At 64.3% G+C, this 25,889-nt stretch carries 20 protein-coding genes; 10 read left to right on the top strand and 10 right to left on the bottom strand.

The features are described 5' to 3' along the window. Window positions 1-3: 3 nt before the first annotated feature. From smc to Q0025_RS08220, 4 genes are all read right to left on the bottom strand, one after another. Window positions 4-3,459, bottom strand: a complete 3,456-nt coding sequence (gene smc, locus Q0025_RS08205; RefSeq protein ID WP_297297832.1) for a chromosome segregation protein SMC — start codon at window positions 3,457-3,459, stop codon at window positions 4-6. A 264-nt stretch (window positions 3,460-3,723) separates the two neighbouring features. Then, the gene (locus Q0025_RS08210; RefSeq protein WP_297297834.1) at window positions 3,724-4,134 is read right to left on the bottom strand and encodes a YccF domain-containing protein; all 411 of its coding nucleotides are present in this window, start codon (window positions 4,132-4,134) and stop codon (window positions 3,724-3,726) included. Between the two features lie 33 nt (window positions 4,135-4,167). Continuing rightward, window positions 4,168-4,836 (bottom strand): DsbA family protein, encoded by a 669-nt coding sequence (locus Q0025_RS08215; protein ID WP_297297836.1) that lies wholly within the window; start codon window positions 4,834-4,836, stop codon window positions 4,168-4,170. Between the two features lie 59 nt (window positions 4,837-4,895). Next, the gene (locus Q0025_RS08220; RefSeq protein ID WP_297297838.1) at window positions 4,896-5,411 is read right to left on the bottom strand and encodes a DciA family protein; all 516 of its coding nucleotides are present in this window, start codon (window positions 5,409-5,411) and stop codon (window positions 4,896-4,898) included. A gap of 156 nt (window positions 5,412-5,567) precedes the next feature. Between Q0025_RS08220 and Q0025_RS08225 the strand changes: the two genes are divergently transcribed. Both Q0025_RS08225 and mfd read left to right on the top strand, forming a co-directional pair. After that, window positions 5,568-5,846, top strand: a complete 279-nt coding sequence (locus Q0025_RS08225) for a succinate dehydrogenase assembly factor 2 (RefSeq protein ID WP_297297840.1) — start codon at window positions 5,568-5,570, stop codon at window positions 5,844-5,846. Window positions 5,847-5,875: 29 nt separating this feature from the next. Beyond that, entirely contained in the window at window positions 5,876-9,394 is a 3,519-nt protein-coding gene (gene mfd, locus Q0025_RS08230) for a transcription-repair coupling factor (RefSeq protein ID WP_297297842.1), read from the top strand. 40 nt (window positions 9,395-9,434) lie between these two features. Here mfd and Q0025_RS08235 read toward each other — a convergent pair whose 3' ends face one another. Then, a complete protein-coding gene (locus tag Q0025_RS08235) occupies window positions 9,435-10,685 on the bottom strand; it encodes a CCA tRNA nucleotidyltransferase (protein WP_297297844.1) in 1,251 nt (416 codons plus the stop codon). Window positions 10,686-10,692: 7 nt separating this feature from the next. Then, complete coding sequence (locus Q0025_RS08240) at window positions 10,693-10,953, bottom strand: DUF6111 family protein (protein ID WP_297297846.1); 261 nt, start codon at window positions 10,951-10,953, stop codon at window positions 10,693-10,695. A 184-nt stretch (window positions 10,954-11,137) separates the two neighbouring features. On the opposite strand from Q0025_RS08240, the gene Q0025_RS08245 reads away from it, so the two are divergent. The 6 genes from Q0025_RS08245 to Q0025_RS08270 all read left to right on the top strand — a co-directional run bounded on the left by Q0025_RS08245 (window position 11,138) and on the right by Q0025_RS08270 (window position 17,362). Continuing rightward, the gene (locus Q0025_RS08245) at window positions 11,138-12,559 is read left to right on the top strand and encodes an anthranilate synthase component I family protein (RefSeq protein WP_297297847.1); all 1,422 of its coding nucleotides are present in this window, start codon (window positions 11,138-11,140) and stop codon (window positions 12,557-12,559) included. Continuing rightward, window positions 12,556-13,161 (top strand): aminodeoxychorismate/anthranilate synthase component II, encoded by a 606-nt coding sequence (locus tag Q0025_RS08250; RefSeq protein WP_297297849.1) that lies wholly within the window; start codon window positions 12,556-12,558, stop codon window positions 13,159-13,161. Before Q0025_RS08245 ends, Q0025_RS08250 begins: the two co-directional genes overlap by 4 nt. Further along, window positions 13,148-13,981 carry an aminotransferase class IV gene (locus Q0025_RS08255; RefSeq protein WP_297297851.1) on the top strand — a complete coding sequence of 278 codons (834 nt, stop codon included), beginning with the start codon at window positions 13,148-13,150 and terminating at the stop codon, window positions 13,979-13,981. Before Q0025_RS08250 ends, Q0025_RS08255 begins: the two co-directional genes overlap by 14 nt. Before the next feature lie 91 nt (window positions 13,982-14,072). Beyond that, window positions 14,073-14,588, top strand: a complete 516-nt coding sequence (locus Q0025_RS08260) for a histidine phosphatase family protein (RefSeq protein ID WP_297297853.1) — start codon at window positions 14,073-14,075, stop codon at window positions 14,586-14,588. 27 nt (window positions 14,589-14,615) lie between these two features. Next, a complete protein-coding gene (locus tag Q0025_RS08265; RefSeq protein WP_297297855.1) occupies window positions 14,616-16,115 on the top strand; it encodes a YcjX family protein in 1,500 nt (499 codons plus the stop codon). A gap of 179 nt (window positions 16,116-16,294) precedes the next feature. After that, window positions 16,295-17,362 (top strand): YcjF family protein, encoded by a 1,068-nt coding sequence (locus tag Q0025_RS08270; protein ID WP_297297857.1) that lies wholly within the window; start codon window positions 16,295-16,297, stop codon window positions 17,360-17,362. Here the strand turns inward: Q0025_RS08270 and Q0025_RS08275 are convergent. Next, window positions 17,359-18,066 (bottom strand): Crp/Fnr family transcriptional regulator, encoded by a 708-nt coding sequence (locus tag Q0025_RS08275; RefSeq protein WP_297297859.1) that lies wholly within the window; start codon window positions 18,064-18,066, stop codon window positions 17,359-17,361. The genes Q0025_RS08270 and Q0025_RS08275 overlap by 4 nt on opposite strands. A gap of 350 nt (window positions 18,067-18,416) precedes the next feature. Between Q0025_RS08275 and Q0025_RS08280 the strand changes: the two genes are divergently transcribed. Beyond that, window positions 18,417-19,235 carry a transporter gene (locus Q0025_RS08280; protein WP_297297861.1) on the top strand — a complete coding sequence of 273 codons (819 nt, stop codon included), beginning with the start codon at window positions 18,417-18,419 and terminating at the stop codon, window positions 19,233-19,235. A gap of 128 nt (window positions 19,236-19,363) precedes the next feature. On the opposite strand, the gene Q0025_RS08285 is transcribed toward Q0025_RS08280, so the two are convergent. From Q0025_RS08285 to Q0025_RS08295, 3 genes are all read right to left on the bottom strand, one after another. Continuing rightward, window positions 19,364-20,401 carry an NAD(P)/FAD-dependent oxidoreductase gene (locus Q0025_RS08285; protein ID WP_297297863.1) on the bottom strand — a complete coding sequence of 346 codons (1,038 nt, stop codon included), beginning with the start codon at window positions 20,399-20,401 and terminating at the stop codon, window positions 19,364-19,366. Window positions 20,402-20,506: 105 nt separating this feature from the next. Continuing rightward, on the bottom strand, window positions 20,507-20,827 hold the full coding sequence (locus Q0025_RS08290) for a 2Fe-2S iron-sulfur cluster-binding protein (RefSeq protein ID WP_297297881.1): 321 nt from the start codon (window positions 20,825-20,827) through the stop codon (window positions 20,507-20,509). A 153-nt stretch (window positions 20,828-20,980) separates the two neighbouring features. Continuing rightward, window positions 20,981-21,388, bottom strand: a complete 408-nt coding sequence (locus Q0025_RS08295; protein ID WP_297297883.1) for an Hpt domain-containing protein — start codon at window positions 21,386-21,388, stop codon at window positions 20,981-20,983. 304 nt (window positions 21,389-21,692) lie between these two features. On the opposite strand from Q0025_RS08295, the gene Q0025_RS08300 reads away from it, so the two are divergent. Then, window positions 21,693-25,889 (top strand): hypothetical protein (locus Q0025_RS08300; protein ID WP_297297885.1); only part of this gene is annotated, 4,197 nt, incomplete at its 3' end.

Consider the following 25,889-nt stretch of genomic DNA (forward strand, 5'->3'; position numbering starts at 1 on the left):
ACGTCAGACGGCTTCGAGGAAACCCTCGACCTCGGCCAATTCGACGGACACCAACTGGCTGACGCCGCGCTCGGCCATGGTCACGCCGAAGAGGCGGTCCATCCGGGCCATCGTGATCGGATTATGGGTGATGGTAACGAAGCGCGTATCGGTGCGCTTCGCCATCTGATCGAGCAGATCGCAGAAGCGTTCGACATTGGCATCGTCGAGCGGCGCATCGACCTCGTCGAGCACGCAGATCGGCGACGGATTGGTGAGGAAGACGGCGAAGATCAGCGACAGCGCAGTCAGCGCTTGCTCGCCGCCTGACAGCAGCGTCAGCACCTGCATTTTCTTGCCCGGCGGCTGGGCGAGAATTTCCAGGCCGGCCTCCAGCGGGTCTTCGGATTCGACGAGCTTCAATTCCGCCGCGCCGCCGCCGAACAGCGTCGTGAACAAGTCCTTGAAATGCGTGTTGACCGCATCGAAGGCGCCAAGCAGGCGTTCGCGGCCTTCCTTGTTCAGGCTGTGGATGGCCTGACGCAGACGGCGGATCGCTTCGGTCAGATCTTCGCGCTCGGTCGTCAGGTTCGAGCGACGCGTCTCGGCCTCGATGAGTTCCTCATCCGCGCGCAGATTGACATTGCCGAGCCGTTCGCGTTCGGCCTTCAAATGTTCAAGCTTGGATTCGACGCTTGCGGCGTCCGGCAGGTCTGCATCGCGCTCGATCTTGGCCAGCGCGGCGAGGCCGGCAGGCTCGCACTGCAGCTCCATTTCGATGTGGCGGATGATTGCGGCGAAGCGCTCGCGCGCGGCGCCCAGTCGCTCTTCGCTGCGCGCCTTTTCCTCGCGCGCGGTGCTCATCGCGTCAAGCGCGCCGCGAGCTGCCCGATCGGCTTCGGCGAGACGCTCTTCGGCGGCGGCACGCGCATCGGCGGCGGTGCGGCGCGCGTTTTCGGCCGTCTCGATCTGGTCCATCAGATTGCGGCGCAGGCGCAAAAACTCGTTCGGCGCTTCGGTCAGGTTTTCCTGTTCGGCCGCAGCCTCTTTAAGACGCGAATCCAATTCGCCGATCTGCGATAAAGCGCGTTCGCGGCGCGTCTGCCAGGACTGGCGCTCCGCGCCGATGGCAGCAAGGCGCTTCGCCCGCGCCTGGGTTTCATGCACATGCGCTTGCAAATGCGCGCGTGCCTCGGCGGCCGCGGTGCGGTCCTGCGCGGCCTTGGCGCGCGCGGCTTCGAGTGCCATCGCAAGCTCGGGGGCGGCGACCAATTCGGCCAATGCCGCTTCCGCTTTGGCTTGGCTGGCGCGGGCCTCGTCGCGGTTTGCGGTCAGGCGCTGTGTCGCTTCCTCGCGGCCGGAGAGGCGCGCCGTGACCTGGGCTTTCTTGCGCTCGGCTTCCGCGGCAGCCTCACGGGCATGCTCGACGGCGCGTAAGGCCTCACGGTGCGCCTGCCGTGCCTGAGCCTCTGTCTCGGCTTTGAGCCGCAGATCCGCTTGCGCGGCTTCGGCTCTGGCCTTCGCCCCATCGGCTATCCGCCGCGCCGCCTCGGCGTCGCGGGTCAGGTCGCCGAGCCGGTTTTTTTCCGCCAGACGCCGCGCCGCGGGTGTCGGCGCCTCCGCCGCAAGGCAGAAGCCGTCCCAACGCCAGAGATCGCCTTCGACCGAGACAAGTCTCTGGCCCGGCCGCAATTGCGCTTGCAAAACCTTGCCGGCGTCATGCGCGACGACGCCGATTTGCGCCAGGCGACGCGCCAACGCCGGCGGCGCGGTCACATGCAAGGCGAGCGATTCGACGCCCTCGGGCAGGGCAGGGTCGCCGGTCGCCGCCAGCAGATCCCAATGCGCCGGCGCAGCGACGTCGATCGAGGCATCGAGGTCGTCGCCGAGCGCCGCCCCCAGCGCCGCCTCGTAACCCTTGGCGACACTGATCTCTTCGACGACCGAAGGCCAGCGGCTGCCGCTGGGCGCCGAGAGCAATTTCGCGAGCGTCTGCGCTTCGGTTGCGAGACTCTGCGCTTTGCGCTCGGCCTCCTGCCAAGGCGCCCGCGTCTCCGCTTCGATCCGCCGCGCCTCAGCATGTGCGGCCTCGGCCGCAAGCATGTCTTTTTCAGCCGTCTCAACCGCGGCGCGGGCCGCCTCGAAGGCGGCGCCGAGCCCGTCATCGGCGCTCGCGCTTTCGATCTCCGCGCGCAGCGCGGCGAGCTCGGCGCTGACCTTTGCGAGCTCGGTCTCGAATTGCGATAACCTCTGTGTTTCGTCGCGCAGGCTTTTGTTCAGCGCATTGCGCTCAGCTTCGGCGTTGGAGAAGGCGCTTTGCGCCGCCCCGAGCGCGGCCTCGGACTCTGCCAGCGCCGCTTCTGCGTCGGCCAATCTGGCGCGCGCCGCAGCCTCGACTTCAGCATCGTTGCCGCCGAGTGCGGCGAGTTCCTCGGCCTCGCCATCAAGCCGCGCCAGTACCGAAGCCGCATCCTCGATTAAAGTTTGTTCGCGCCCCAAGTCGGCATTCATCTGCGCGATACGCCGCTCGAGCTCGGCGAGCCGAGCCTTGGCCCGGCGCTCCTCGCCGTCGAGCGTTTCGCGTGCCAGCATCAGTTTCTGTAACTCACCGCCGGCTTGGGCTTCGGCCTCGCGCAGCGGCGGCAATTGGTGCGCGGCGACGGCCTGCAGGCGCGCCGTCTCGGCCTGGTGCAGAGTCACATCGGCGACGCGCTTGAGATCGGCCTCGGCCTTTTCGGCGGCGGTCCCCACTTGCGCATTGGCCTCACGGAAATTGACCAATGCCAGAAGCGCTTCGTTGCGCTTGATGTCGCCCGCAAGGTTGCGGTAGCGGGTCGCCTGGCGCGCTTGGCGTTTCAAGGCGTCGATTTGCGCCTCGATCTGCTTCACCACGTCTTCGAGCCGGACGAGATTGTCTTCCGCCGCCTTCAGGCGCAGTTCGGCCTCGTGCCGGCGGGAATAAAGCCCGGCGATGCCGGCGGCCTCTTCGAGAATGCGGCGGCGCTGCTGCGGCTTGACCGAAATCAGCTCGCTGATCTGCCCTTGCCGGACCATGGCCGGCGAACGCGATCCGGTTGAAGCGTCGGCGAACAGCAATTGGACGTCGCGGGCGCGGACTTCGCGGCCATTGACGCGAAAGCTCGAGCCCGCCTCGCGCTCGATGCGGCGGGCGACCTCGATCACTTCGTTGTCATTAAAGGCCGCGGGCGCCGTGCGGCTGCCATTGTCGAGCGTCAGCCGCACCTCGGCCATGTTGCGGCCGGGGCGGTTGCCGCTGCCCGAGAAGATCACGTCGTCCATTTCGGCGCCGCGCATGTTCTTGGACGAGCTTTCGCCCATGACCCAGCGCAGGGCGTCGACGAGATTGGACTTGCCGCAGCCGTTCGGCCCGACGATGCCGGTCAGCCCCGGTTCGATCAGGAAATCCGTCGGTTCGACGAATGTTTTGAACCCGGCGATGTGAAGTTTTTGGAATTTCATCGCCGTATCATGCTTTCGCTGTCACGCCGTCCTCTTGCCGGCCAAACCTTTTGCTGGCCGAATGGTCAGAATCAAGGATTCTCCGCCGCGATTACGCCGGGAGCCGGCGCCGCTGTGCAAGGCAGAGCGGCGCTTTTCCTGTGCGCAAGGCCGCTTTGCACGGCGGATCGGCCCGAAAATACTTCGCATGGCTCGGTCCGACAGGCGATTTTTTCATCGCATCGGATGGATACGGAAACCGTTTTGCACTTTCCGGTCCGATGCTTAGGCGTTGGCCGGGACGATGATCTTGCCGATTGGCCAAAGCGCCAGCCCGGCGAGCTTCAAATGCGCCCAGGCGAACGGCAGGCCGATAATCGTAATCGCCCAGAGCGCCGCCGTTATGACATGGCCGAGCGACAGCCACCAGCCGGCGAGCACGAGCCACAGAATATTGCCGAGAAGGCCGAGCGGTCCGGTGCCCAGATCTTCCCGGCCGGCGAACTCCGCCCGCGGCACGGCGCGGCTGCCGAACGGCAGCAACGTATAGGCGGCGATGCGAAAGGCAGCCGGCGTCCAGGGAAGGCCGATAATCGTCAGCGCCATAATGATACCGGCGATGACCCAGGCGACCGACATCCAGATGCCGCCGAGGGCAATCCACGCCACGTTGAGAAGAAGCTGCAGCAGGTTCATGAAAACCTCCTGTCCCTGCGATCCTGCGCCATCCTACTTCTTTGCGACGAGCGGATCGAGGATTTTGGAGAGCGCGGCGACCGACATCTCGCCGCTATATTTCACGCCGTTGATGAAAAAGGTCGGCGTTGCGTCGATGCTGAAATCCTTACCGGCATCATCGCGTTCCTTGACGACCTTGTTGTAGAGCTTCTGGTCGTTGAGGCAGGCTTCGAAGTCTTTGCTGCTCATGCCCGTCTGTTTCATGAGATTGGCGAGCGCATCGAGCGGCTTGTCGGAATAGGCCCAGGATTCCTGTGCGTTGAAGAGAAGGTCGATCACCGCGGTGCGCTTGTCGCCGTCGCCGGCGCAGCGGGCCAGCATGAATGCGGCCGCGGCACGCGGATCGAGCGGGAACTCGCGCAGGATGAAACGCACTTTCCCGGTATTGATGTATTTGTCGCGCAGCGTCGGATAGGTCTCGGCATGGAAGCGGGCGCAATGCGGGCAGGTCATCGAGGCATATTCGATGATCGTCACCGGCGCATCGGCCTTGCCTTGGACGATATCGGGGAGCGCTTGCGGCGCATTCAATTTTTCCATCGGAATGGTGACGCTTTGCGCCTCGGCGGCGCAAAGTTCGGCGGCAAAAAATCCTCCCGCCGCCAGGGCCAGCATGATCCCGAACGCTTTGAGTGCGGAGCGCCGCTGATTTTGAAACATGAGTTCTCCCGGGGAAAGGTTTGATCGAGACCGCGCCCGCGCATCAGGACGGTCTCCGATCATGTAGCAGCCTTGCGGTCAAGTGAATGTTCAATAATGTGCGCGCCCAGGCGTTCGAGTGCGGCGCGCAGCGGGGCTTCGCCGATATCGCAAACCATTGACGCAGCGGCGGCGATGGCATCCGGCGAGGGCGTTCGGCGGGGTCGCTTCGCCGCATTTTGCCGCGTAAGCGGGCCTTGCCGCAGAGCAAGGCGATCGATGCAGGCAAAACCGAGATAGCCGTTGACACGCTCGATCACGGTGGCGGCAAGATGCTGCAATTCGAGCGCGAAACCGCTTTCGACGCGGATGACGAGCGTGGCTGGTGCGTGGCCCGTCCGCGCCGCGCCGCGCGGCGGCCATTTGAGCGCCAGCGGTTCGGAGCTTGCCGCCAAGCGCTCGCCGACAATATCTTCCCAATAGAGGACGATTTGCGACTCGCCAAAACCTTGGCGCGCCAGAACGGGGTCGATCGCCGCATCGACGAGATCGGCAAGGGGACGCGACCAAGGAGCGTGGGGCGAGCCTTTTGACATGCGCCTTTATAGCCCACGGCGCTTGCGGATCAAAGATTGTGGTGCGCTTGCGAAGGCGCTACCAAAACGGCCGGAGCGGGACGCGATTTTCGCGCAAATCCCGTTTTGGCTATTGGACCCGTTCTGGCTATTGGAATTGACAGTCTGGTTAAGAAAATGACGCAGCCTTCCGACCCGCGCCGCAGGCGGGCCTTGTTCCGGTCGTGGCATCGCGGCATGCGCGAGACGGACCTTTTGATGGGCCGGTTCGCCGATGCCGAGATCGGCGGCCTGAGCGAGGCGGACCTTGCCGACTACGAGGCGCTTCTCGAGGCGCAGGACCGCGACATCCTTGGCTGGCTGACGGGCGAGGCCGAAATTCCATCGCATTACGATACGCCGGTGCTGCGAAAGCTGCGGCAGTTCCACACCCATGCCGGGCCGATCCATATCTGAGGCGCCGGCCCATCCGAATGATTTGACCTGTGACAGACCTTAAACGCGCGACCGCCGAACTTGCCAAAAAGGGCACGCTTGTCCTTGCCTCCCTGCCGGACGGGTTTGACGCCTTTTGCATCGCTGATTTAAGCCGCGCGCTGGCGTCTTCGGCGGAAGAGCGCGCCGTCGTGCTGGTCCATGTCGCGCGCGATGAGCAGCGGGCGCGCGCCTTCAATGAGGCGCTCGGCTTTGCCGCGCCGGACATCGAAATCCTCGAATTCCCCGGCTGGGACTGCCAGCCCTATGATCGCGTCTCGCCCAATGCGGCGATCGCCGCGCGGCGGATGACGGTCCTGTCGCGGCTTGCGCGCTCGCGCACGGCGGCGCAGAAGCCGCGCATCCTTTCGACGACGATCAACGCCATTCTGCAACGGGTGCCGCCGCGCGAGAAGGTAGCGGCCGAATCCTTTTCCGCCGCGCCCGGCAATGCGGTCAATATGACGAGCCTCACCGAATGGCTCGAGAACAACGGCTTCGCCCGCGCCTCGGCCGTGCGCGACACGGGCGAATATGCGGTGCGCGGCGGCATTCTCGACCTTTTCGCGCCGTCGATGCCCGAGCCGATCCGGCTCGATTTCTTCGGCGATACGCTCGAATCGATCCGCACCTTCGATCCGGAGACGCAACGCACGGTCGCGACCTTGCGCGGCGTCGATCTCGTCCCGGTGAGCGAAGTGCAATTGACTTCGGATGCGATGCGCCGCTTCCGCCAGGGTTATGTAGCGGAATTCGGCGGCGGCCTGCGCGGCGATACGCTTTATGAGGCGGTGAGCGAAGGCCGCCGCCATCCGGGCCTCGAACATTGGCTGCCCCTCTTCTACGACGGGCTCGACACTGTGTTCGATTACATCGGCGATGCGCCGCTGGTGCTCGACCCGTTGACGGACGAAGCCGCGACCGAGCGGTTGGCGCAGATCCGCGACTATTACGACGCGCGCAAAAGCGCGCACGACGCGGATCCTTCGAACGCGCCTTATAAGCCGCTGCCGCCGGATACGCTTTATCTGCCTGCGGATGAATGGGCGAAGCGGCTCGCCGCGCAGGGCACCGCCCGCGTCACGCCGTTCGCGCCGCCGGAAGGCAGCAAGACGCTGATCGTGGATTGCGCCGGCAAGATCGGCCGCAATTTCGCGGCCGAGCGCGCTGACGAAGGCGCCAATGTCTTTCATGCCGCGGCCGAGCATGTGCAGGCCTTACAGGCGCAGGGCAAGCGCGTCGTCGTCGCCGGCTGGTCGGAAGGCTCGCGCGAGCGTCTCGGCCATGTGCTGAAGGATTTCGGCCTGCGGGCGCTGGAGCCGGTTTCGTCCTTCAGCGAGGCTTTGCGCACGCCGAAGACGGCCGTTGCGCTGGCCGTGATCGGGCTCGAAACGGGTTTCGAAGCGCCGGACCTGGCCGTTATCGGCGAGCAGGACATTCTCGGCGACCGCCTCATCCGCGGCCGCAAAAAGGCGCGCCGCGCGCAGGATTTCATCGCCGAGGTCGGCGTGCTGACGGCGGGCGATCTCGTCGTCCATGTCGATCATGGCATCGGTCGCTTTCACGGGTTGACGCCGATCGAGGCTGCCGGCGCGCCGCATGATTGCCTCGAAATCCACTATGCCGACGGCGACAAACTATTCCTGCCGGTCGAAAATCTCGAACTGCTTTCGCGCTACGGTTCCGAGGATGCCAATGTCGAGCTCGACAAGCTCGGCGGCGCCGGCTGGCAGAAACGCAAGGCGCGGATGCGCAAGCGCGTGCTCGAAATGGCGGCAGGCTTGCTGCGCATTGCCGCGGCGCGGCAGACACGCGAAGCCCCCAAGCTCGTGCCGCCCGAACCGCTTTATGAAGCCTTTTGCGCCGGCTTTCCTTATGACGAGACGGAGGATCAGGCGGCGACGATCGAGGCCGTGCTCGACGATCTCGCCTCGGGCAGGCCGATGGACCGGCTTGTCTGCGGCGACGTCGGCTTCGGCAAGACGGAAGTTGCGCTGCGCGCGGCTTTTGTCGCGGCGATCAACGGCAAACAGGTCGCAGTCGTCGTGCCGACGACCTTGCTCGCGCGCCAGCATGCGAAGAATTTCACCGCGCGCTTTGCCGGCCTGCCGGTCAAGGTCGCGCAACTTTCCCGCATGGTCGGCGCCGCGGACTTACGGGCCGTGAAAGCAGGGCTTGCTTCCGGCGATATCGACATCGTCGTCGGCACCCATGCCTTGCTTGGCAAACAGATCGCGTTCAAGGATCTCGGTCTCGTCATCATCGACGAGGAGCAGCATTTCGGCGTCAAGCACAAGGAGCGGCTGAAGGAGCTGCGCGCCGAAGTGCATGTGCTCACCCTCTCGGCGACGCCGATCCCGCGCACCTTGCAGCTTGCGCTGACCGGCGTGCGCGAGCTTTCGATCATCGCGACGCCGCCGGTCGACCGGTTGGCGGTGCGGACCTCGATCTCGCCCTTCGATCCGCTGCTCGTGCGCGAAGCGCTGCTGCGCGAGCGCTATCGCGGCGGCCAGAGCTTTTATGTCTGCCCACGCATCGAAGACATCGAAGAGGCCGGTGCCTTCCTGCGCCAGAATGTGCCGGAGGCCAAATATGTCATCGCCAACGGTCAGCTTCCCGCCTCCGAGCTCGAAGCGCGCATGTCGGCCTTCTATGACGGGAAGTACGATATTCTCCTCTCGACGGCGATCGTCGAATCCGGCCTCGATATTCCCACCGCGAACACGTTGATCGTGCATCGTGCCGATATGTTCGGCTTGGCGCAGCTTTACCAATTGCGCGGCCGGGTCGGGCGTTCGAAGACGCGCGCCTATGCGTATTTCACCACGCCGCTCAACAAAAAGCTGACGCCGCAGGCCGAGAAGCGGTTGAGCGTTCTGCAATCGCTCGATACGCTCGGTGCCGGCTTCCAGCTTGCGTCGCATGACCTCGATCTGCGCGGCGCCGGCAATCTCCTCGGCGAGGATCAGTCGGGTCACATCAAGGAGGTCGGCTACGAGCTCTATCAGCAGATGCTGGAAGAGGCGGTGCTGGCGCTGAAGTCGGGGATCGAGGAGCCGGTCGAAGAGGCTTGGTCACCGACGATCACGCTTGGCACGGCAGTGACGATCCCCGAGGACTATGTCGCCGATCTCGATCTGCGGCTCGGGCTCTATCGGCGCCTTTCGACGCTTGAAACCGATGCCGAGATCGAGGCCATGGCGGCCGAGATGATCGACCGTTTCGGCCCGCTGCCGCGCGAGGTCGAGCAGTTGCTGGCGCTCGTCGCCATCAAGGCGCTCTGCCGCAAGGCCAATGTCGAGAAGCTCGACGCCGGGCCGAAGGGCGTCACCTTGAGCTTCCGCGAAAACCAGTTCGCCAATCCGCAGGGCCTCGTGCGCTATGTTGCGGAACAGGGGCCGCAGGCGCGCGTGCGGCCCGACATGCGCGTCGTCTTCATCCGCGATTTCGAGAAGACGTCCGAGCGGCTCGAAGGCACGGCGACCATTCTGCGTGCGCTCGCTGCCATGGCGGCGAGAAAGGCGGCCTGAGCCGGCTTTTCTTTCCCGCTGCAGGACGGGCGAAAGGGGGTTATTTGGCTGCCGCGATCACCGCATCGAGCAGCGCGGTCAGCTTGCCTGGCTCCTCAGGAAAGCCGGCATCGATCCAGTGAACTTCCAGAAGCGTCAGCGCGTCGCCTATGGCCTTGCCGCTGGCGAGGCCGCGGTTGAGAAGCTCCTCGCCGGAGAAGGGCAAGCGCGGCTCTTTGGCTTCGCGCAAAAAGCCGAGCGCCTTGTGCCATTGTGCGATGTTGCCGCGCGCCTCTGCCGCGGCGAGCATCAGCGCATCGCAGGCGGCGCGGCGGCCGGATTGGTAGAGCAGCTTCAGAAGGCCGTGCGCCTCAGGCGGTGCTTCGAGACCGTGCAGCGTCTCGAACGCTTCCGCCGCTTTCACCAGGCGTTGATGTTCCGGATTGGAAAGGCGCAGCTTTTCGCGCAGGCGATGCGCATCCTCCGGCAGATTGAGGCAGAGCGCGGCGAGGTTCAGAACCGGATCGGGCTCTTCGCCGGCAAGAAAATGCAGCAGGTTTTCCAGCCGCAGCGGATTGGGAGCCGAGGCGATCAGCGGCCCGAGCAGCCCGGACAACGACATTTCGCGCGTGACTTCGCCCGCGCGAGGGGCACTCAGCAATTTCAGCAATTCGTTGCGCACCCGTTCGCGCGACAGGCGCGCGAGTCCGTCACGGGCGCGGATGCAAGCAAGGAGGCCGACCGCGTCGAGCGGGCCCTCGGCATAGCCGGCGGAAAAACGGAAGAAACGCAGGATGCGCAGATAATCTTCTTTGATGCGTGCTGCCGGATCGCCGATGAAGCGCAGCTTTTTCGCGGCGATGTCGTTGAGGCCGCCGACATAATCGTAGAGGCGCCCGGCGCGGCTCAACGACAGGGCGTTGATGGTGAAATCGCGCCGCTGTGCATCGGCGGCAAAATCGCGGCTGAAGCGCACGACCGCATGGCGGCCGTCCGTCTCGATATCTTCACGCAGGCTCGTCACTTCAAAGGGGTGACCATCGATGATCACGGTGACCGTGCCATGCGCAAGGCCGGTCGGCACGGCGCGCAGATTGGCGGCCTGCGCCCGGGCGGCGACGGTTTCCGGCGTCGCCGTTGTCGCAATGTCGAATTCCTTCACCGGGCGGCCGAGAAGGGCGTTGCGCACCGCGCCGCCGACGACGCGGGCTTCTTCGCCATCGGCATCGAGCAATGCCAGAATGCGCAGCAATTCCGGGCTTTGCAGCAAAGCCCGCGCGGACGCCGGCGCTGCGGTCTCGATCACGCTCATTGCACGCTCATTGCATATGACCCGGCACGACGACCCCGTTCTCGATATGGGCCGGGACATAGGCGCCAAGGTGTCGGTCGGCAAAAATTCCAAAGGCAAGCATTCCCGACACCGCGGCAACAAGTCCCAAAAGCGTCAAGGTCGAAACGACGCCTCGGCCCCAATGATCGCGGGCAAAAGGCGTCGTCCGGCGCAGAAGAAGCCAGACCGCATAGAGCAGGAAGGGCAAGAGGAACAGAAGCGCCGGTCTTAAGACGACGCGCCACATCACAAAGCTCTCGCAGAAAAAATCGGCCGGACGGCTATGGTAGGGCGACCCGAGGCGTTTGCAAAGTCGCGTCGCCGCCAGCGCGGCGATTGCGCAACCGAGGCGGAATCCACATATCCCTCTCGGTTTTCAAGTTCCCGACGATGATGCTAGGGAGATGGCGCCGATTCCGGCAGGATGTGACGTGACGGCAAAGCTGGACGGACTGTGGATCCATGAGCTCGCATGGCGCGAGCCGCTCGATGTCGCGCGCGCCTTCGCCGAGCGGCCGGGCTTTGCTTTTCTCGATAGTGCCATGTTCGAGCCGAAGCTCGGGCGCTATTCCTTCATCGGCTTGGAGCCATTCGGTACTTTTACCGCGATCAAGGGCCGCGCGGCTTGGAACGGTGCGGCCCTCGACGTCGCACCGCAGCGGGCCTTGCGCGATCTGCTGGCGCGCTTCTCCTTTGTTGCCGATCAAGCCCTGCCGCCATTTCAGGGCGGGGTGATCGGCGCGCTGCCTTATGAGTTCGGCTGGGATTTCGACGGCCTCAGCGGCGGCCGGCATGCGATTGCGCAAGAGGAGCCGGTCTCGCTCGGCTTTTACGATCTTGTGCTTGCCTTCGATCATCTGCTGCGGCGCGCTTATGTTTTTTCGTCCGGCTTGCCGGAGACCGATCCCGCCGCGCGTGCGGCACGGGCGACGGCGCGGATCGATCATGTGCTTGGCCTTCTCGATCGTTCTACGCGCAACGCGGCCGAAACGCCGGCCATCCGCGGCTGGACGTCGAATTTCGCGCCGAGCGCCTATCATGCGGCGATCGAGGCGGTGCAGGCGCATATTTTCGCCGGCGATATTTATCAGGCGAATATTGCGCAAAGATTTTCCGCCCCCCTGCCGGAAGATTTCTCGGCTTTCGGCTTTTACGAGAAATTGCGCGCCGCCAATCCGGCGCCTTTCGCCGCCTATCTCAATCTCGGCGAAACCGCGATCGCCTCGTCCTCGCCCGAACTGCTGCTGCGCAAGCGCGGTCGCGCGATCGAGACGCGGCCGATCAAGGGCACGATCAACCGCTCGCCCGATCCCGCCAAGGATGCGCGCCGCGCCGAGGCGCTTCTCAAGTCCGAGAAGGACCGTGCGGAAAACATCATGATCGTCGATCTCTTGCGCAACGACCTCTCGCGCGTCAGCGAGCCACGTTCGGTTGACGTGCCGGTGCTGTGCGGCCTTGAGTCCTATGCCAATGTCCACCATCTCGTGTCGGTCGTGACCGGCGAATTGGCGCGCGGGCACGATATCGTCGATCTCATCGCGGCGACTTTTCCCGGCGGTTCGGTGACCGGCGCGCCCAAGCGCCGCGCCATGGAGATCATCGATGCAATCGAAAAGGTCTCGCGCGGCTATTATTGCGGCTCGATTCTCTATATCGGCTTTGACGGCACGCTGGATATGAACATCGCTATCCGTACCGCGGTGCTGAAACCTGGCTATGCGTCCATGCATGCCGGCGGCGGCATTACGAGCCTTTCCGATCCGGTTGCCGAATATGCCGAGACGGAGGTGAAGGTGAAGCGCCTGTTCGAGGCGTTCGGCGCCGCCGAGGAATTGGAAGAAGCAGCGCAATGAGCGGTCAGGTTCTCGTCATCGACAATTACGATTCTTTCGTCTTCAACGTCGCGCGCTATTTCGAGGAGCTCGGCCGCGATGTCGTCGTGCGGCGCAATGACGAGATCGACACGGCCGCGATCCGCCGCGCCGCACCGGCCGCGGTCGTGCTGTCGCCGGGTCCCGGAACGCCGCGCGATGCCGGCATTTCGGAGGCGGTCGTCGAAGAATTGACCGGGGAAATTCCAATTCTCGGCGTCTGCCTTGGCCACCAGGCGATCGGTGAAGTGTTCGGCGGCCGGATCGCACCGGCCAAGCGGCCGCTTTATGGCCGCACGTCACGGCTGACGCATAGCGGCAAGGGGCTTTTTGAGGGATTGCCGCAGCCTCTGGTTGTCGGGCGCTACCATTCGTTGATTGTGGAAGGCACGCCGGCTCTCGAAACCCAACTTTCGGTTGATGCTTTATCCGAGGAAGGCGAGATTATGGCGCTTTCGCATCGCTCAGCGCCTGTCTATGGCGTGCAGTTTCATCCGGAATCGATCTTGACTGAATTTGGCCACGCTCTTTTCGCTAATTTCTTGCGCCTTGCAGTGGAAAGAAAACCGCGTGTTCTGGTTTGATGGCGCGTTACGCGAGCGGTCGGTCGTTCCTTTCGATTTGACGGATCGCGGCCTTAATCTCGGCGATGGGATTTTCGACACGTCGCTGGCGCGCAACGGTCGCATCTTCCGCCGTAAGTCGCATATCGACCGCATGGCGGATGCGGCCGAAATCCTCGGCATTCCATTCGATGAGACGATCGCCGAGACCGCCTTGGACGCGCTCGCCGCGGCGATCGGCGACGGGGCGGTGCGCCTGACGCTCACGCGCGGACCGGGCCCGCGCGGGCTGTCGTTTCCGAAAAATCCGCAGCCCTTTCTCTTTGGCGCCGCGGCATCGCTTCGCGGTCCGCTGTTTCCGGTCCTCAAGCTCGGCACGACCTCGATCCGGCGCAACGAGACGTCGCCGGTTTCGCGCATCAAGGCCTTGCCCTATCTCGATTCGGTCCTCGCGTTGGAGCAGGCGTCTGCCCGCGGCGCCGATGAAGTCTTGTTCGAGAATACCCATAGCCGCGTGGCCTGCCTCGCGAGCGCCAATATCTTTGCCGTCTTCGGCCGCCAGCTCGTGACGCCGCCGCTCAGCGACGGTGCGCTTGCCGGGACGACACGCGCCTATGTCTTGTCCAAGGCGCACGGCCTGCATTTCGACGTCGCCGAGCGCTCCCTGCCGCTGGAGAAATTTTCGCGCGCCGACGCCTTATTCGCGACCAGCAGTCTGCGGCTGATTGCCCCGTGCAACCAGCTCGACGCGACGACCTTTCCCTCCGAGAGCAATGAAATTGTGATCGAATTGCAGGCTTCGATCCGCGAGGCGATTGCTGGCGAATGCGGCCGCTTCTGAGCCCGGCGCGGGCGCGGCTTTGCAACCCGCCCGCGGTAGGGGATAATAGGGGTGCCGGGCGACCGGCTCTTGTTCACGCCCCGGTCTCCCCATGCTGCGATTAGCAATCTTGCGCCATGCCGAAGCGGTTCCGCTCACCGACGAATCCGACGCGGACCGGGAACTGACCCCCGGAGGCTGGGAAATGGCCGAAAAGATGGGTCGCTATTTCCGCGATGCGGGATTGCGGCCCGATCTCGCCTGGGTGTCGCCGGCCAAGCGCGCCAAGGAGACTTTCGCTGGCCTCGAACGCGGCGCCGGCGAGACCTTCACGGTCGATTATGTGCCGCGGCTCTACAGCGCCGATCTGCGCACGCTGGAGGAGGTTGTGACCGAGGCGCCGGCGGATGCGAAATTCCTGTTGATCGTCGGTCACAATCCCGGCCTTGCGGAACTCGCGCATGTGCTCGCGGCGCATGGCAACAAGGCGGAACTCGTGCGCATGCGCGGCCACTTTCCGGCCCCGGCGCTCGCCGTGATCGATTTCGACGTCGACACGTGGCAAAAGGCCCGGCGCGGCGGCGGTCAGCTCGAATACTTTGTTCCGCGCCAGGCGCTGGCCAAATGAACCCGCGGCAAGATTGAGGATTGGCCCTTGCCCTCTCTCGCTGATTTTCTCTTCGATGCGGGGCTCGCGATCCAGAACTTGGCGGAATCGCTGTCCGGGCGGCCGCTGCGACTTGGCGTGACGGGTCTTTCGGGCGCCGGCAAAACGATCTTCGTCACCGCACTGGTCGAGCACCTGACACTCGCGGCGCGCGTCGCAGCGCTCGGCGGCAAAAATGCGCTGCCGGTTTTTCGCGTCCATGCCGAAGGGCGTCTGATGCGCGGCACGCTCGAACCACAGCCGGATGACGCCGTGCCGCGCTTCGCTTATGAGGAGCATATCGCGACGCTGACCGGCCCCGGTGGCGACGCCGACAAACGTGCATGGCCGGAATCGACGCGGCGCATCTCCGAATTGCGGCTGACGCTCGAATTTGAGCGCGACACCGGCTTCGGCCGGCGCCGTTCGCAGCTCACGATCGATCTCATCGATTATCCAGGCGAATGGCTGCTTGATCTGCCGCTGCTCGACAAATCCTATTTGCGTTGGTCGCAGGATACGTTCGACGCGAGTCTCGCGCCGGCGCGTGCGCCGCTTGCGGCGGAATGGCGTGCCTATGTCATGGGGCTCGACGCAGCGGCCAAGGCCGACGAAAGCGTCGCGCAGAAGGCGGCGGTGCTGTTCACCGCCTATCTGCGCGCCTGCCGCGCCGAACCGATTTCGGCCTCGGCGCTGCCGCCGGGGCGTTTCCTGATGCCCGGCGACCTCGAAGGCTCGCCGCTGCTCACCTTCTCGCCGCTGCCGCTCAACGAAGCCAGCGAGATCGATCCGCAATCGCTCGCCGGCATGATGGCGCGCCGCTACGACGCCTATCGCAATCATGTCGTGCGGCCGTTCTTTCGCGATCATTTTGCAAGGCTCGACCGGCAGGTCGTCCTGGTCGATGTGCTTGCCGCTTTGAATGCAGGCGTTTCGGCCGTGCGCGACTTGGAACAGGCGCTTGGCGAGGTTTTGAACGCATTCCGCACCGGCAAGAACACGCTTTTGACGACGCTGCTGCGGCCGCGGATCGACAAGATCCTGTTCGCCGCCACCAAGGCCGATCATCTCAACCACGTGAGTCACGATCGACTCGAGGCGATCTTGCGCCGGTTGACGGCGCGTGCCATCGCGCGTTCGGAGGATGTCGGCGCCATGATCGACGTCGTCGCACTTGCCGCGGTGCGGGCGACGCACGAGGCCAATGTCGGGCGCGGCGGCGCGGCGCTGCCCGCCGTCGTCGGCATTCCGATGGCGGGCGAGCGCATCGGCGACGAGATTTTCGACGGCGGCACCGAGGCGGCGATCTTTCCGGGCGAATTGCCGCGCGATCCGGACGCAGTCTTCTTGGGCGATATGGGCGTCGTCGATCCGCGCGCGGCGGATTACCGTTTCGTGCGCTTCCGGCCGCCGATCGCGCAGCGCGATGCCGCCGGGACGGCCCTGCCGTTGCCGCACATCCGTCTCGACCGCGCCTTGCAATTCCTGCTTGGCGACAAATTTGAATAAGCATCGGACCGAAAAGTGCGAGGCGGTTTTCGGGTCGATCCGATGCGATGAAAGGGACACCATCGGACCGAAAAGTGCGAGGCGGTTTTCGGGTCGATCCGATGCGATGAAAGGGACACCATCGGACCGAAAGGTGCGAAGCCGTTTTTCGGGTGCGATGAAATGATCGAGGGCGCAACGTGGCGACCGAAGCACGCATAAAGCCGCAGGCCTTTCGCCTCGACAAAGGTCAGGGCGCTGCCGAGCCCGCGCGCGAGACGTTCACGCTCGAGCCGGTCGAGGATTTTGTCGAGGCTGAAGCCGCGAAGTCCGGCGCGCCACTCGACCCGGCCGAACGTGCCGTTGAATCGGCGCAGCGGCGCGGCATTACGCAAAGCGCGCTTCTGTCCTGGGGTGGGCTGTTCGTTTCGGCGGCGGGCGGATTCATTCTCCTCGCCTTGAGCAATTGGCTCATCGCGCTTGTCGCCGAGCTTTTTTCCCGCTCGAAGGCTTTGGGCTATGCGGCGCTCGGCCTCGGGGGCCTGGCGCTTTTGGCGCTTGCGGTCATGGCCGGGCGCGAGATTTGGAGCATCGCCCGACAAAGCAAGATCGCCCACATGCATATCGGCTTTGCCGCAGCCCGCGCGGCCGACGACCGCGATGCGGCACGCCGGCTTGTCGCGGCGCTCGTCTCCTTGCAAGCCAAGCGCGGATCGAGTGCTGCAGTGCGCGCCAATCTCATCGGTCTCACCAAGGAGATCGTCGATGGGCGCGACCTCATCGATATCGCCGAGCGCGATCTCGTGCTGCCGCTTGACCGCGAGGTCGCGCGCGAGATCGCCAATGCCGCCAAGCGCGTCTCCATGGTCACGGCAATTTCGCCGCGGGCACTGGTCGATGTCGCCTTTGTCGCCGCGCAGGCGCTGCGGCTGGTGCGGCGGATTTCGGAAGTCTATGGCGGCCGGCCGGGCTTTTTCGGCTTTCTCAAGCTGATCCGTTCGGTCGGCGCGCATCTCGCCATTACCGGCGGCGTCGCGGTCGGTGATTCTTTGATTCAGCAGGTCGTCGGCCATGGTATTGCCGCGCGATTGTCGGCGCGCCTCGGCGAGGGCGTCCTCAACGGCATGCTGACAGCGCGCGTCGGTCTTTCCGCCATGGCCGTCTGCCGCCCCATGCCGTTCGCGATCGAGCCGCCGCCCGGCATCGGCGATGTCGCGCCGTTCTTGTTCCAGTCGGACAAGAAGCGCGAGGATAAGCGCAAGGATTAAGCGCTTTCAGCGATCTCCGTGAGCCGCCGCAGGTCGAGGAAATCGATGCCGCGCTTGGCGACGCTGATGATCGCGTCGCGGGCGAAGCGCGCCAGCGTGCGATTCACCGTTTCGACCGTCATGCCGAGAAAGTCGGCGATATCGGCTTGTGGCACACGCACCGGCACATGCGTCGTTTCATTGTTCGATCGTGCATAGCTTTCGTGCAAGGCGAGAAGGAATTGCGCGACTTTCGGCTCGGCGCGTCTTTGGCCGAGTAGCGCGACCTGGCGGCGCGCCCGCAGGAGTTCGTCGTGCATGGCCGTTGCCAAGGCGGCCCAGAATTCCGGATCTTGCCGCAGAAATCCGATGAAATCCTGGCGTCGGAATTGGCAGAGATAAACCGAGTCGAGCGCATCCGCGCCGTAATCGTTGCGCTCGGTCAAGGGGAAGAGAAGCAGATCGCCCGGCTTGGCGAAGCCGATCACCTGGCGTCGCCCGTCGAGCAGCCGTTGATAGAGCCGCAGCAGCCCATTGCGGACGACATAGACGTGATCCGTCTCGTCGCCCTGGCGAAACAAAGTTTTGTGCGCGTCGAGGGTCGCCAGCCGCGACCGTGCGGCAAGAAGGGATTGCTGCGCCTCGCTAAGGCGGCTGCAAAAACCGCGATTGCGCAATTCGCAATAATCGCAAGCGCGGCCTTTGTCGGTGATATTTTTTGCCAAATCCCTCGATGTTTGCGCGCTTGGCTCGCGGCTCGATGTCATTGTGTGTCCTCGCCGGCGCTGAGCAGCTCGAATAAAGGCGCAAAGCGTGGCGCGGAATGGCGCGAGGGAAATTGATCTGGATCATGCCGGGTCGAGACAATTTGCCGCGAACTCCCGTTGCCGTTGATTGATCCCCATCAGCCGCGATGGGCGCGGCCGGTGCGATTCTCCCGCGACTGGTAACCGAGGGGGCTCGCATGAAACCATCGACGATAAGATTTGCCCACATATCCGCGGCTCTGGCCGCGGCTCTTTTTATTTGCAAAGCACCCGCCTTCGCCGATCCGGTGAGTCCCGCGGGTTGGACGATGAACCTGCCGGTCGCCGTGCCGCTGCCTGGCGGTCTCTACTTCGCCGACACCGGTTATTACATGGAGCGCCAGACCAAGGGCGCCGGGCTCGTGCAGGGCGAGGTCAATCTGCCGGCCTTCATCTGGTCGACTCCGTTCGATTTTCTCGGCGGTCACGTCGAGGCGATCGCGGCGGTCCCCGAGCTCAGCATCGGCGATCATACCGCCGGCATCAGCGCCACGTCGTTTTACAATTCAGCCGCGCTGATCGGCGAAGTCTGGAATCTCGGCGGCGGCTGGAGCGTGTCGGAATTCGTCGGAACCTTCTTTCCGGTCAAGACCTATAACGGCGAAACGCTCGGCATCGGCGGCAATTTCTGGACCTTCACCGACCTTGCCGGCATCGCTTACAACAGTGCGGATGGGTGGAGCCTCGGCGCCAATCTCACCTTCGGCCTCAGCGGCAATGACCCGGCGTTCGGCTTTCAGACTCAGCCAGATGTGCTCGATGTCGATTTCTCGGCCATCAAACATATCGGCAAGTGGGAATTGGGCTTCATTGGCAATGCGTCAGGCGATGTGAGCAAAGCCTATCGCAACGGTTGGGGCGCGCATCCCTACAGCCAAGTCGCGCTCGGCGGCCTCGTTGGCTATACGTTCGGGACGGTGACTGCGGAAGTGTTCGCCACGCGCAGTGTCGAAGCGCGCGATCAGGCGCCTTATCTCGGCAATGTCTCGCCGGGGCTCGGCCAATACGACACGCGGGTCTGGGGCCGCATCATCATTCCGCTGTGGAATCCGCCGGCGCCGGCCGCCCCGGTCGTCGCCAAATATTAGAGCGGCCAGATAGGCGCGGGACGCGAAAAAGGAGACCGGTTTTTCGCGCAGATCCCGCTCTCGGCTTTAGACTTCAGCGTGGTCCCGTCCAGGGCATGTGACTGGACCGGCCTTGTGCCGGTCCTTTTTTATTGCACGCCGAGCTTCTTCTGCAGGCTCGTCGAAGAGGTTGTGTATTGGAAGGTGAGCTTCTTCTCCGGATAGACGTAGCGATGCACCTTTTGCGCGGCGAGCGAGCCTTCGTGGAAGCCGCAAAGGATGAGCTTCAACTTGCCCGGATAATAATTGATGTCGCCGATGGCGAAGATGCCGGGGACATTGGTCTCGAATTGCGCCGTATCGACCGGGATCAGGTTTTCCTCGAGGTTCAGACCCCATTCGGCGATCGGGCCGAGCTTCATCGTCAGGCCGAAGAAGGGGATGAGCCGCTCCACCGGGATTTCGACCGGCTCGTCCTTGCCGGCCTTGAAATGGGCGCCGGCGAGTTCGCCGTCGGCGCCGGCGAGGCCGACGATTTGGCCGATCCGCAGATCCATTTTGCCCGCGGCAACGAGCTCGCGCATCGCATTGACCGAATGCGGCGCGGCGCGGAATTCGTCGCGACGATGGACGAGCGTCAGCGTCTTGGCGATCGGCTGCAGGTTCAGCGTCCAGTCGAGCGCGGAATCGCCGCCGCCGACGATCATCACGTTCTTATCGCGGAAGGCTTCCATCTTCCGCACCGCATAGAAGACCGATTTGTCTTCATAGGCTTCTATGCCGTCGATCGGCGGCTTCTTCGGCTGGAATGAGCCGCCGCCCGCCGCGACGATCACCGCTTTGCAGGTGAAGGTCGTGCCGGCATCCGTCTTAACGCGGAACTTGGGCGCTTCGGCCGTGCCGAGCGTTTCGAGCTCCGTCACCAATTGATCGAAGTGGAATGTCGGGCGAAAGGGTTCGATCTGCGCCAAGAGGTTGTCGACGAGACCGGCGCCCGTGACCATCGGATGGCCGGGAATGTCATAGATCGGCTTTTCCGGATAAAGCTCGGAGCATTGGCCGCCGGCGCGCGGCAGAATGTCGATCAGATGGCAGCGGATGTCGAGCAGGCCAAGCTCGAACACGGTGAAGAGAGCGGATGGTCCCGCGCCGACAATGACAACGTCGGTCTCTATGTTGTCTACCATAAAAGGCTCCTTGAAAATTCGCGTCTTCGCCGGCGCTGTGCGCTCGGCGGTTACGTGACTGCGGCGATCGTCGCGGGAGGCGCGAGGAAATGATCCTCGCAGGGATTATCCTTGGCGCGGCGGCGTCACGACGACCAGGCCGTCAATCTCGGGCGTGACTTTGATTTGACACGACAGCCGCGAATTCGGCTGCACGGCATAGGCAAAATCAAGCATGTCCTCTTCCTGCGGGCTGGCCTCGCCCGTCAAGGGAACAAACGCTTCATCGACATAGACGTGACAGGTGGCGCAGGCGCAAGCCCCGCCGCATTCGGCGGTGATCTCGGGAATCGAATTGCGGATCGCCGCCTCCATCACGGTCGAGCCTTCTTCGGCCTCGACCTTTCGCTTTTCGCCAGACGAATCGATGAAGGTGAGATGGACCATTGATGCTTTCTCTGTGGACGGTTCTAGGTGGGATTGCGCGCCTTCTTAATGAAGAGCTTGCGCGATGAACAGCCTTGTCTTTGCGGCGCTTGAAATTTTGCTTCGAAATGCTGGGTTTCGGCAGCGGTTTTGCTGCGCTGCAACAATTTGCCGCTAATCGCCGTGTCGGGGCACGATAGCCAGATAGTCGCGGGCTGCGACGAGGGCTCGGTCAGCGGCAGCCGGCAAGGTTTGCAGGGCGCGCGATGGCGGATGTCCCGCCCGAAGCGCGAGGTCCGCCGTTTCCGCCGCCGCCACCAGTTCGAAGGCGCCGATGGCCCGGGCGGAGCCGATGAGCTTGTGGAGGAGATCGGCGTGGCGGCTGGGCAGGGCGGCCGGGTCTGCGAGCGCGGCGAGGATTTCGGCTGTCTGATCGATAAAGAGCGTCAGAATTTCGTGCTGAAGCGCCAGATCGCCAAAGGTTTGGGCCGAAAGATGGGGGATATCGAGCCCGGGCGCCGGTTCGGGCGTGCTCTCGGCGTTGGCGAAGGTGCCGCCGGCGGTCGGCCTAAGGCTGCTCATCCCGATTCCATCCCCAGGAATTATCCACCAATCCTCTGTACCGCTTGCCATCGTACGGATTTTGTTGACAAGTTGAGAGGCGGCGCAGGCAGCGCCGGCCGCGCGGCAAATCTTTCCGATTATGGTGAAGGCCGCGTTAACGACGTTTCCAAACCTTTGGCAGCCGCGGTTTCCATCGCCTAAGCGTGGATGTAGACTGCCCTTGGTTAATGGAATGTTTGCGTTTTTGCCGCCGGGCGGGCGGCATTGGCGCGGGTGCGTTCCGTGTCGGGTGCGTATTTCCCCGTTTGCGTAAGAGGTTATCATGGCGACGTCTAACAAGGCGCAAGATCCGGCGGCTGCGGCGCTGTCGGCAATCGAGGAGGCGTTGAACCTTTCCTCAAGCGCGCCCGCGGCCGACGAAGACAAAGCGCCGGAGATTTCGACGCCGGTCTTTCCCAAGGCTTCTGACCCCGACAAGACGCCCAAGATCATGAAGCGCTATCCGGAGGGGCCGTCGCTCGATTCGGCCGGGGCGCCTCCCGCCGATCTCGATCGCCCGGCGCCGCGCCTGCCGGAAGTCGAGGAGCATCCGCTGTTCGCCCCGAAACGGTCCGAATCGAAGCCCGCTGGCGGGCAGGGAGAGTTCAGCGCCAATCGATCCAATCTCCAGCCCTCGTCCACGCCGGCGAACGACGACCGTCATTCTGTCGGCGCCATTCTGCGCGCCCTCAACCAGAAGCCGAGCCCGGCGCCGCTTGTCATTGCCGGCGTGCTGTCGTTCGTTTGGTTGATCGTTGCCGGGCTCTATTTCGGTGCGCATCGCGCCCAGTTCCTGGCGCCCGGCGTCTCGGCGCTGCGGCCGGAGATGGGCATTTTCGCGCTGATCGCGCTCGGGCCTGTCGTTTTCTTCGTCGTCACCGCGCTTCTGGCGCGCCGGGCGCAGGAAATGCGCCTGACGGCGCGCTCGATGGTCGAGATCGCCGTGCGCCTTTCGGCGCCGGAGACGATTGCCAGCGACCAGATGGTGACGCTGTCGCAGGCGATCCGCCGCGAGATCGTTTCGATGGGCGACGGGATCGAGCGCGCCCTCGCCCGCGCCGGCGAGCTTGAAACGCTCGTCCGCTCCGAGGTCTCCAACCTCGAACGCTCCTATTCCGAGAACGAGCGCCGTATCCGCTCTCTCGTCGATGAATTGCACACCGAGCGCGAGTCCATGCTGGCCAATAGCGAGCGGATGCGCTCGGCGATCGGCGGCGCGCAGGATTCCTTTACCCAGGAATTGGACGTCGCGACGGGGCGCCTGACGGAAAGCCTCAATGGCGCCGGCAATCGCATTACGGGGTCGCTTGGCGCGACCGCCGAGGAAATCCGTCTATCGATTGCGCGCGCGGCGGAAGACCTGCTCGGCACGCTTGCTTCGCATGGCGGCGATATTCTCAGCCGGCTCGAAGAGACGCGCGCCTCCGTCGATGCGACGATCGCCCGCGCCAGCGAGGAACTGGCGCAAGGATTTAGCCAGCGTCTTGGCGAGGTTGACGAACATTTGCGCGGCTCGGGCGAGGCGGTCATTGCCAATATCGTCCGCGAACTCGACGAAGCGACCGGACGTGCCGCCGCGCAACTCGCCGGGACGACCTCATCTTTCGACGAAATCGCCCAGGGCCTGACGCTGAAGTTGGCCGACGTCGATAGCAATCTGCGCAACAGCAGCGAAACGGTCGCTGCCGAAATGGCGCAGAAGCTCGAGGATGCCGGTGCCCGCATCGCGGCTGTCTTGGAGGACTCTTCGACGGCTTTGGCCGGACATGCTGACAAAATGCATGAACGGCTTGCCGCGACGGCACAGGAATCTTTCGACACGTTCGCCTATCATGCCGGCACGCTCAATGATCGGTTCGCCGAAACCGCCAGCGATGCAATCAGTGCCATCGCGACGCATGGCGACCGCATCAACGAGACGCTGGCGGAACGGCTTTCGCGGTTTGAGGACGCGATCGCCGGCCAGGGCAATGATATCGCCGAACGGCTCGGCCAGAACGCCGATGCGCTGGCGACCCGGCTTGGCGCGCATTTCGAGACCTTGCAGAGCGTGCTCGACAACCAAGGCGGCGAACTCGATCGCAAGCTCGCAGAGCACACCGACCGCACGGCGGATGTCTTTGCCCTGCATACGCAAAATCTCGACGATCGCACCTCGGCCAAAGTGCAGCAGGTGGCGGAATCGCTTGAGGGCCTGCTCGGCCGCATCGATTCGGCGCTCGACGGTCGCGCCCGCACGCTGCACGAAACGCTCGCGGCGCGGACGCTTGAGATCGCCCGCGTTCTCAGCGACGGCAATCGCGATGTGACCCAGGCGCTCGACGCACGCGCCGAAGCGATCAATGCCGATCTCGTCCAGCACGTTGCGGCCTTTACCGAAAGCTTCACGGAAAGGGCGGACGAAGTGCGGCATCTGCTGAACGCCAGCACCGCCGACCTCGGCGAGACGCTTGCAGTGCGCGCCGAAGCGATCAATGCGGAACTCGTCCAGCATGTTGCGGCCTTTACCGAAAGCTTCACGGAAAAGGCCGAAGAAGCCCGGCAATTGTTGAGCGCCAGCACCACCGATATCGGCGAGACGCTCGCGGCACGGGCCGAAGAGCTGAGCGCAACGCTCGGCGCGCAAGCGAGCGAAATCAATACGGCTTTCGACGTCCGCGCCGGCGAGATCAACACGACACTCGGCAGCCGCGCGGCGGAGATCGCGCTGCTTTTGGCCGCTAAGGCCGACGAGGTCGATCAATTGCTCGGCACGCGCACGACCGAGATCGCCCAGACGCTGGCGGTCAAGGCCGATGAAGTCAACCGCCTGCTCGGCGGCCGCTCGGTCGAGATCGCGCAGACCCTGTCCGATCAGGCGCAGGATGTGAACGAAGTGCTTGGCGCGCGCGCCAACGAGATCGCCGAAACGCTCGATGGCCGCATCGCGCGCTTTGAGGAGCATATCGTCGGCCGGCTTGACCTGGTCACGTCGGATCTCGATCAGCGCGGTCGCGAATTGTCGGAGAATCTGGCGACACGGGCGCGCGAGATCGATCAGACGCTCGCGCATCACACCGGCACGATCAGTGCGGCGCTCGATCATGAATCGGGGCAACTCGAGGGCCTGCTCAGCGGCCGTGCCGAGGCTCTGCGCGCCTTGCTTGGCCAGGCCTCGCAGGACCTCGATACGACGCTCGCCGGCCGCATCGCCGAGATCGGCACCGTCCTTGCCGGCCGGGTCAACGAGATCGGCGCGACGCTGGCAAGCCGGCTTGTCGAGCTGCAGGCATCGCTCGACGAGCGCCAGGGCACCTTGCACGACACGCTGAGTGCACGCTCGGAGGCGATCCACGGCGTGCTCGACACCAAGGGCTCCGACCTCGTCGAAAAGCTGGGGCAGAAACAGACGGAATTGGCGGCTGCTATCGAGCAGTCGACGCGGGGCCTCAACAATGCGCTGGCTGCCGGCGCCACGGCATCGGTCAATGCGCTGGTTTCGACGCATCAACAGGTCCGCGCCGGCATGGGCGAGGCGATCGGCGCCCTCGACGAGAAAAGCACGGCCGTGCAGCAGACCGTCGAAAACGCGCAAGCCGCCTTCGCGGCGATCGAATCCGCCTTGGCGGCGCGCGTCGCCGAGTTCGAACAAGCGACCTTGGCCATCAACCGGCAGATCGAGACGCTTGGCGCCAATGCCGGCACCACCATCGGCAGCGCGCAGGCGCTTTATGAGACGATCGCGCATCAGCAGGAGGCCCTTGCCGCCGCCGCCGTCGATCTGTCGCGTTCGCAGACGGAACTCGACCGCAGCCTCAACGAGCGCCGCTCGGCACTCGAAAGCCTGCTGGCGAATGTGCAGGCTCGGCGCGAGGAATTCGATGCGGTGATGACGTCGTTCTCGGCGCTCGTCGAAGAAGCCTTCCGCCGTGCCGAAGCACGGGCGCATGAGATCGGTTCCTTCCTGGCCGATACGTCGCAATCGACGGCGAGCCAGGTCGAGCGCCAGTTCGGCGGCATCCGCGCCTCAATCAGCAGCGAGCGCGACCGCACGACCCAGCTTCTGCAATCGGCCTATGAGCAGGCGAGCACCGAGATCGAAGAAATCTTCGGCCAATCGACCGCGCGCTTCCAAGCCGCTGCGACGGAAATGCGCGGCTTGGCGCGCGAAATTCAACGCGAACTCGAAACGACCCGCGAGGAATTGCGCCGTAATGCCGTGAGCCTGCCGCAGGAGACCGCCGAGCAGACGGCGGCGATGCGCCGCGTCGTTGCCGATCAGATCAAGGCATTGAACGAACTGACCGACATCGTCGCGCGGTCAGGCCATGCCTATGATCTCTCCGATCCGTTGGCATCGCCTTCCAGCCGCGAGACTTCGCAGCGGCGTCTGGAGTCCTCACGATCGGAGCCGCCGCGCTTCGCCGAGCCGGCGCGCGAATCGCGTCCCGATCCGCTGCGTCCGTCGCGGCCCGCGGCCGCGCCGCCACGCCCAGCGGCG

Origin of the sequence: uncultured Methylovirgula sp., assembly GCF_947646745.1 — a bacterium.
In the GTDB taxonomy this organism is placed as follows: Bacteria; Pseudomonadota; Alphaproteobacteria; order Rhizobiales; family Beijerinckiaceae; genus Methylovirgula.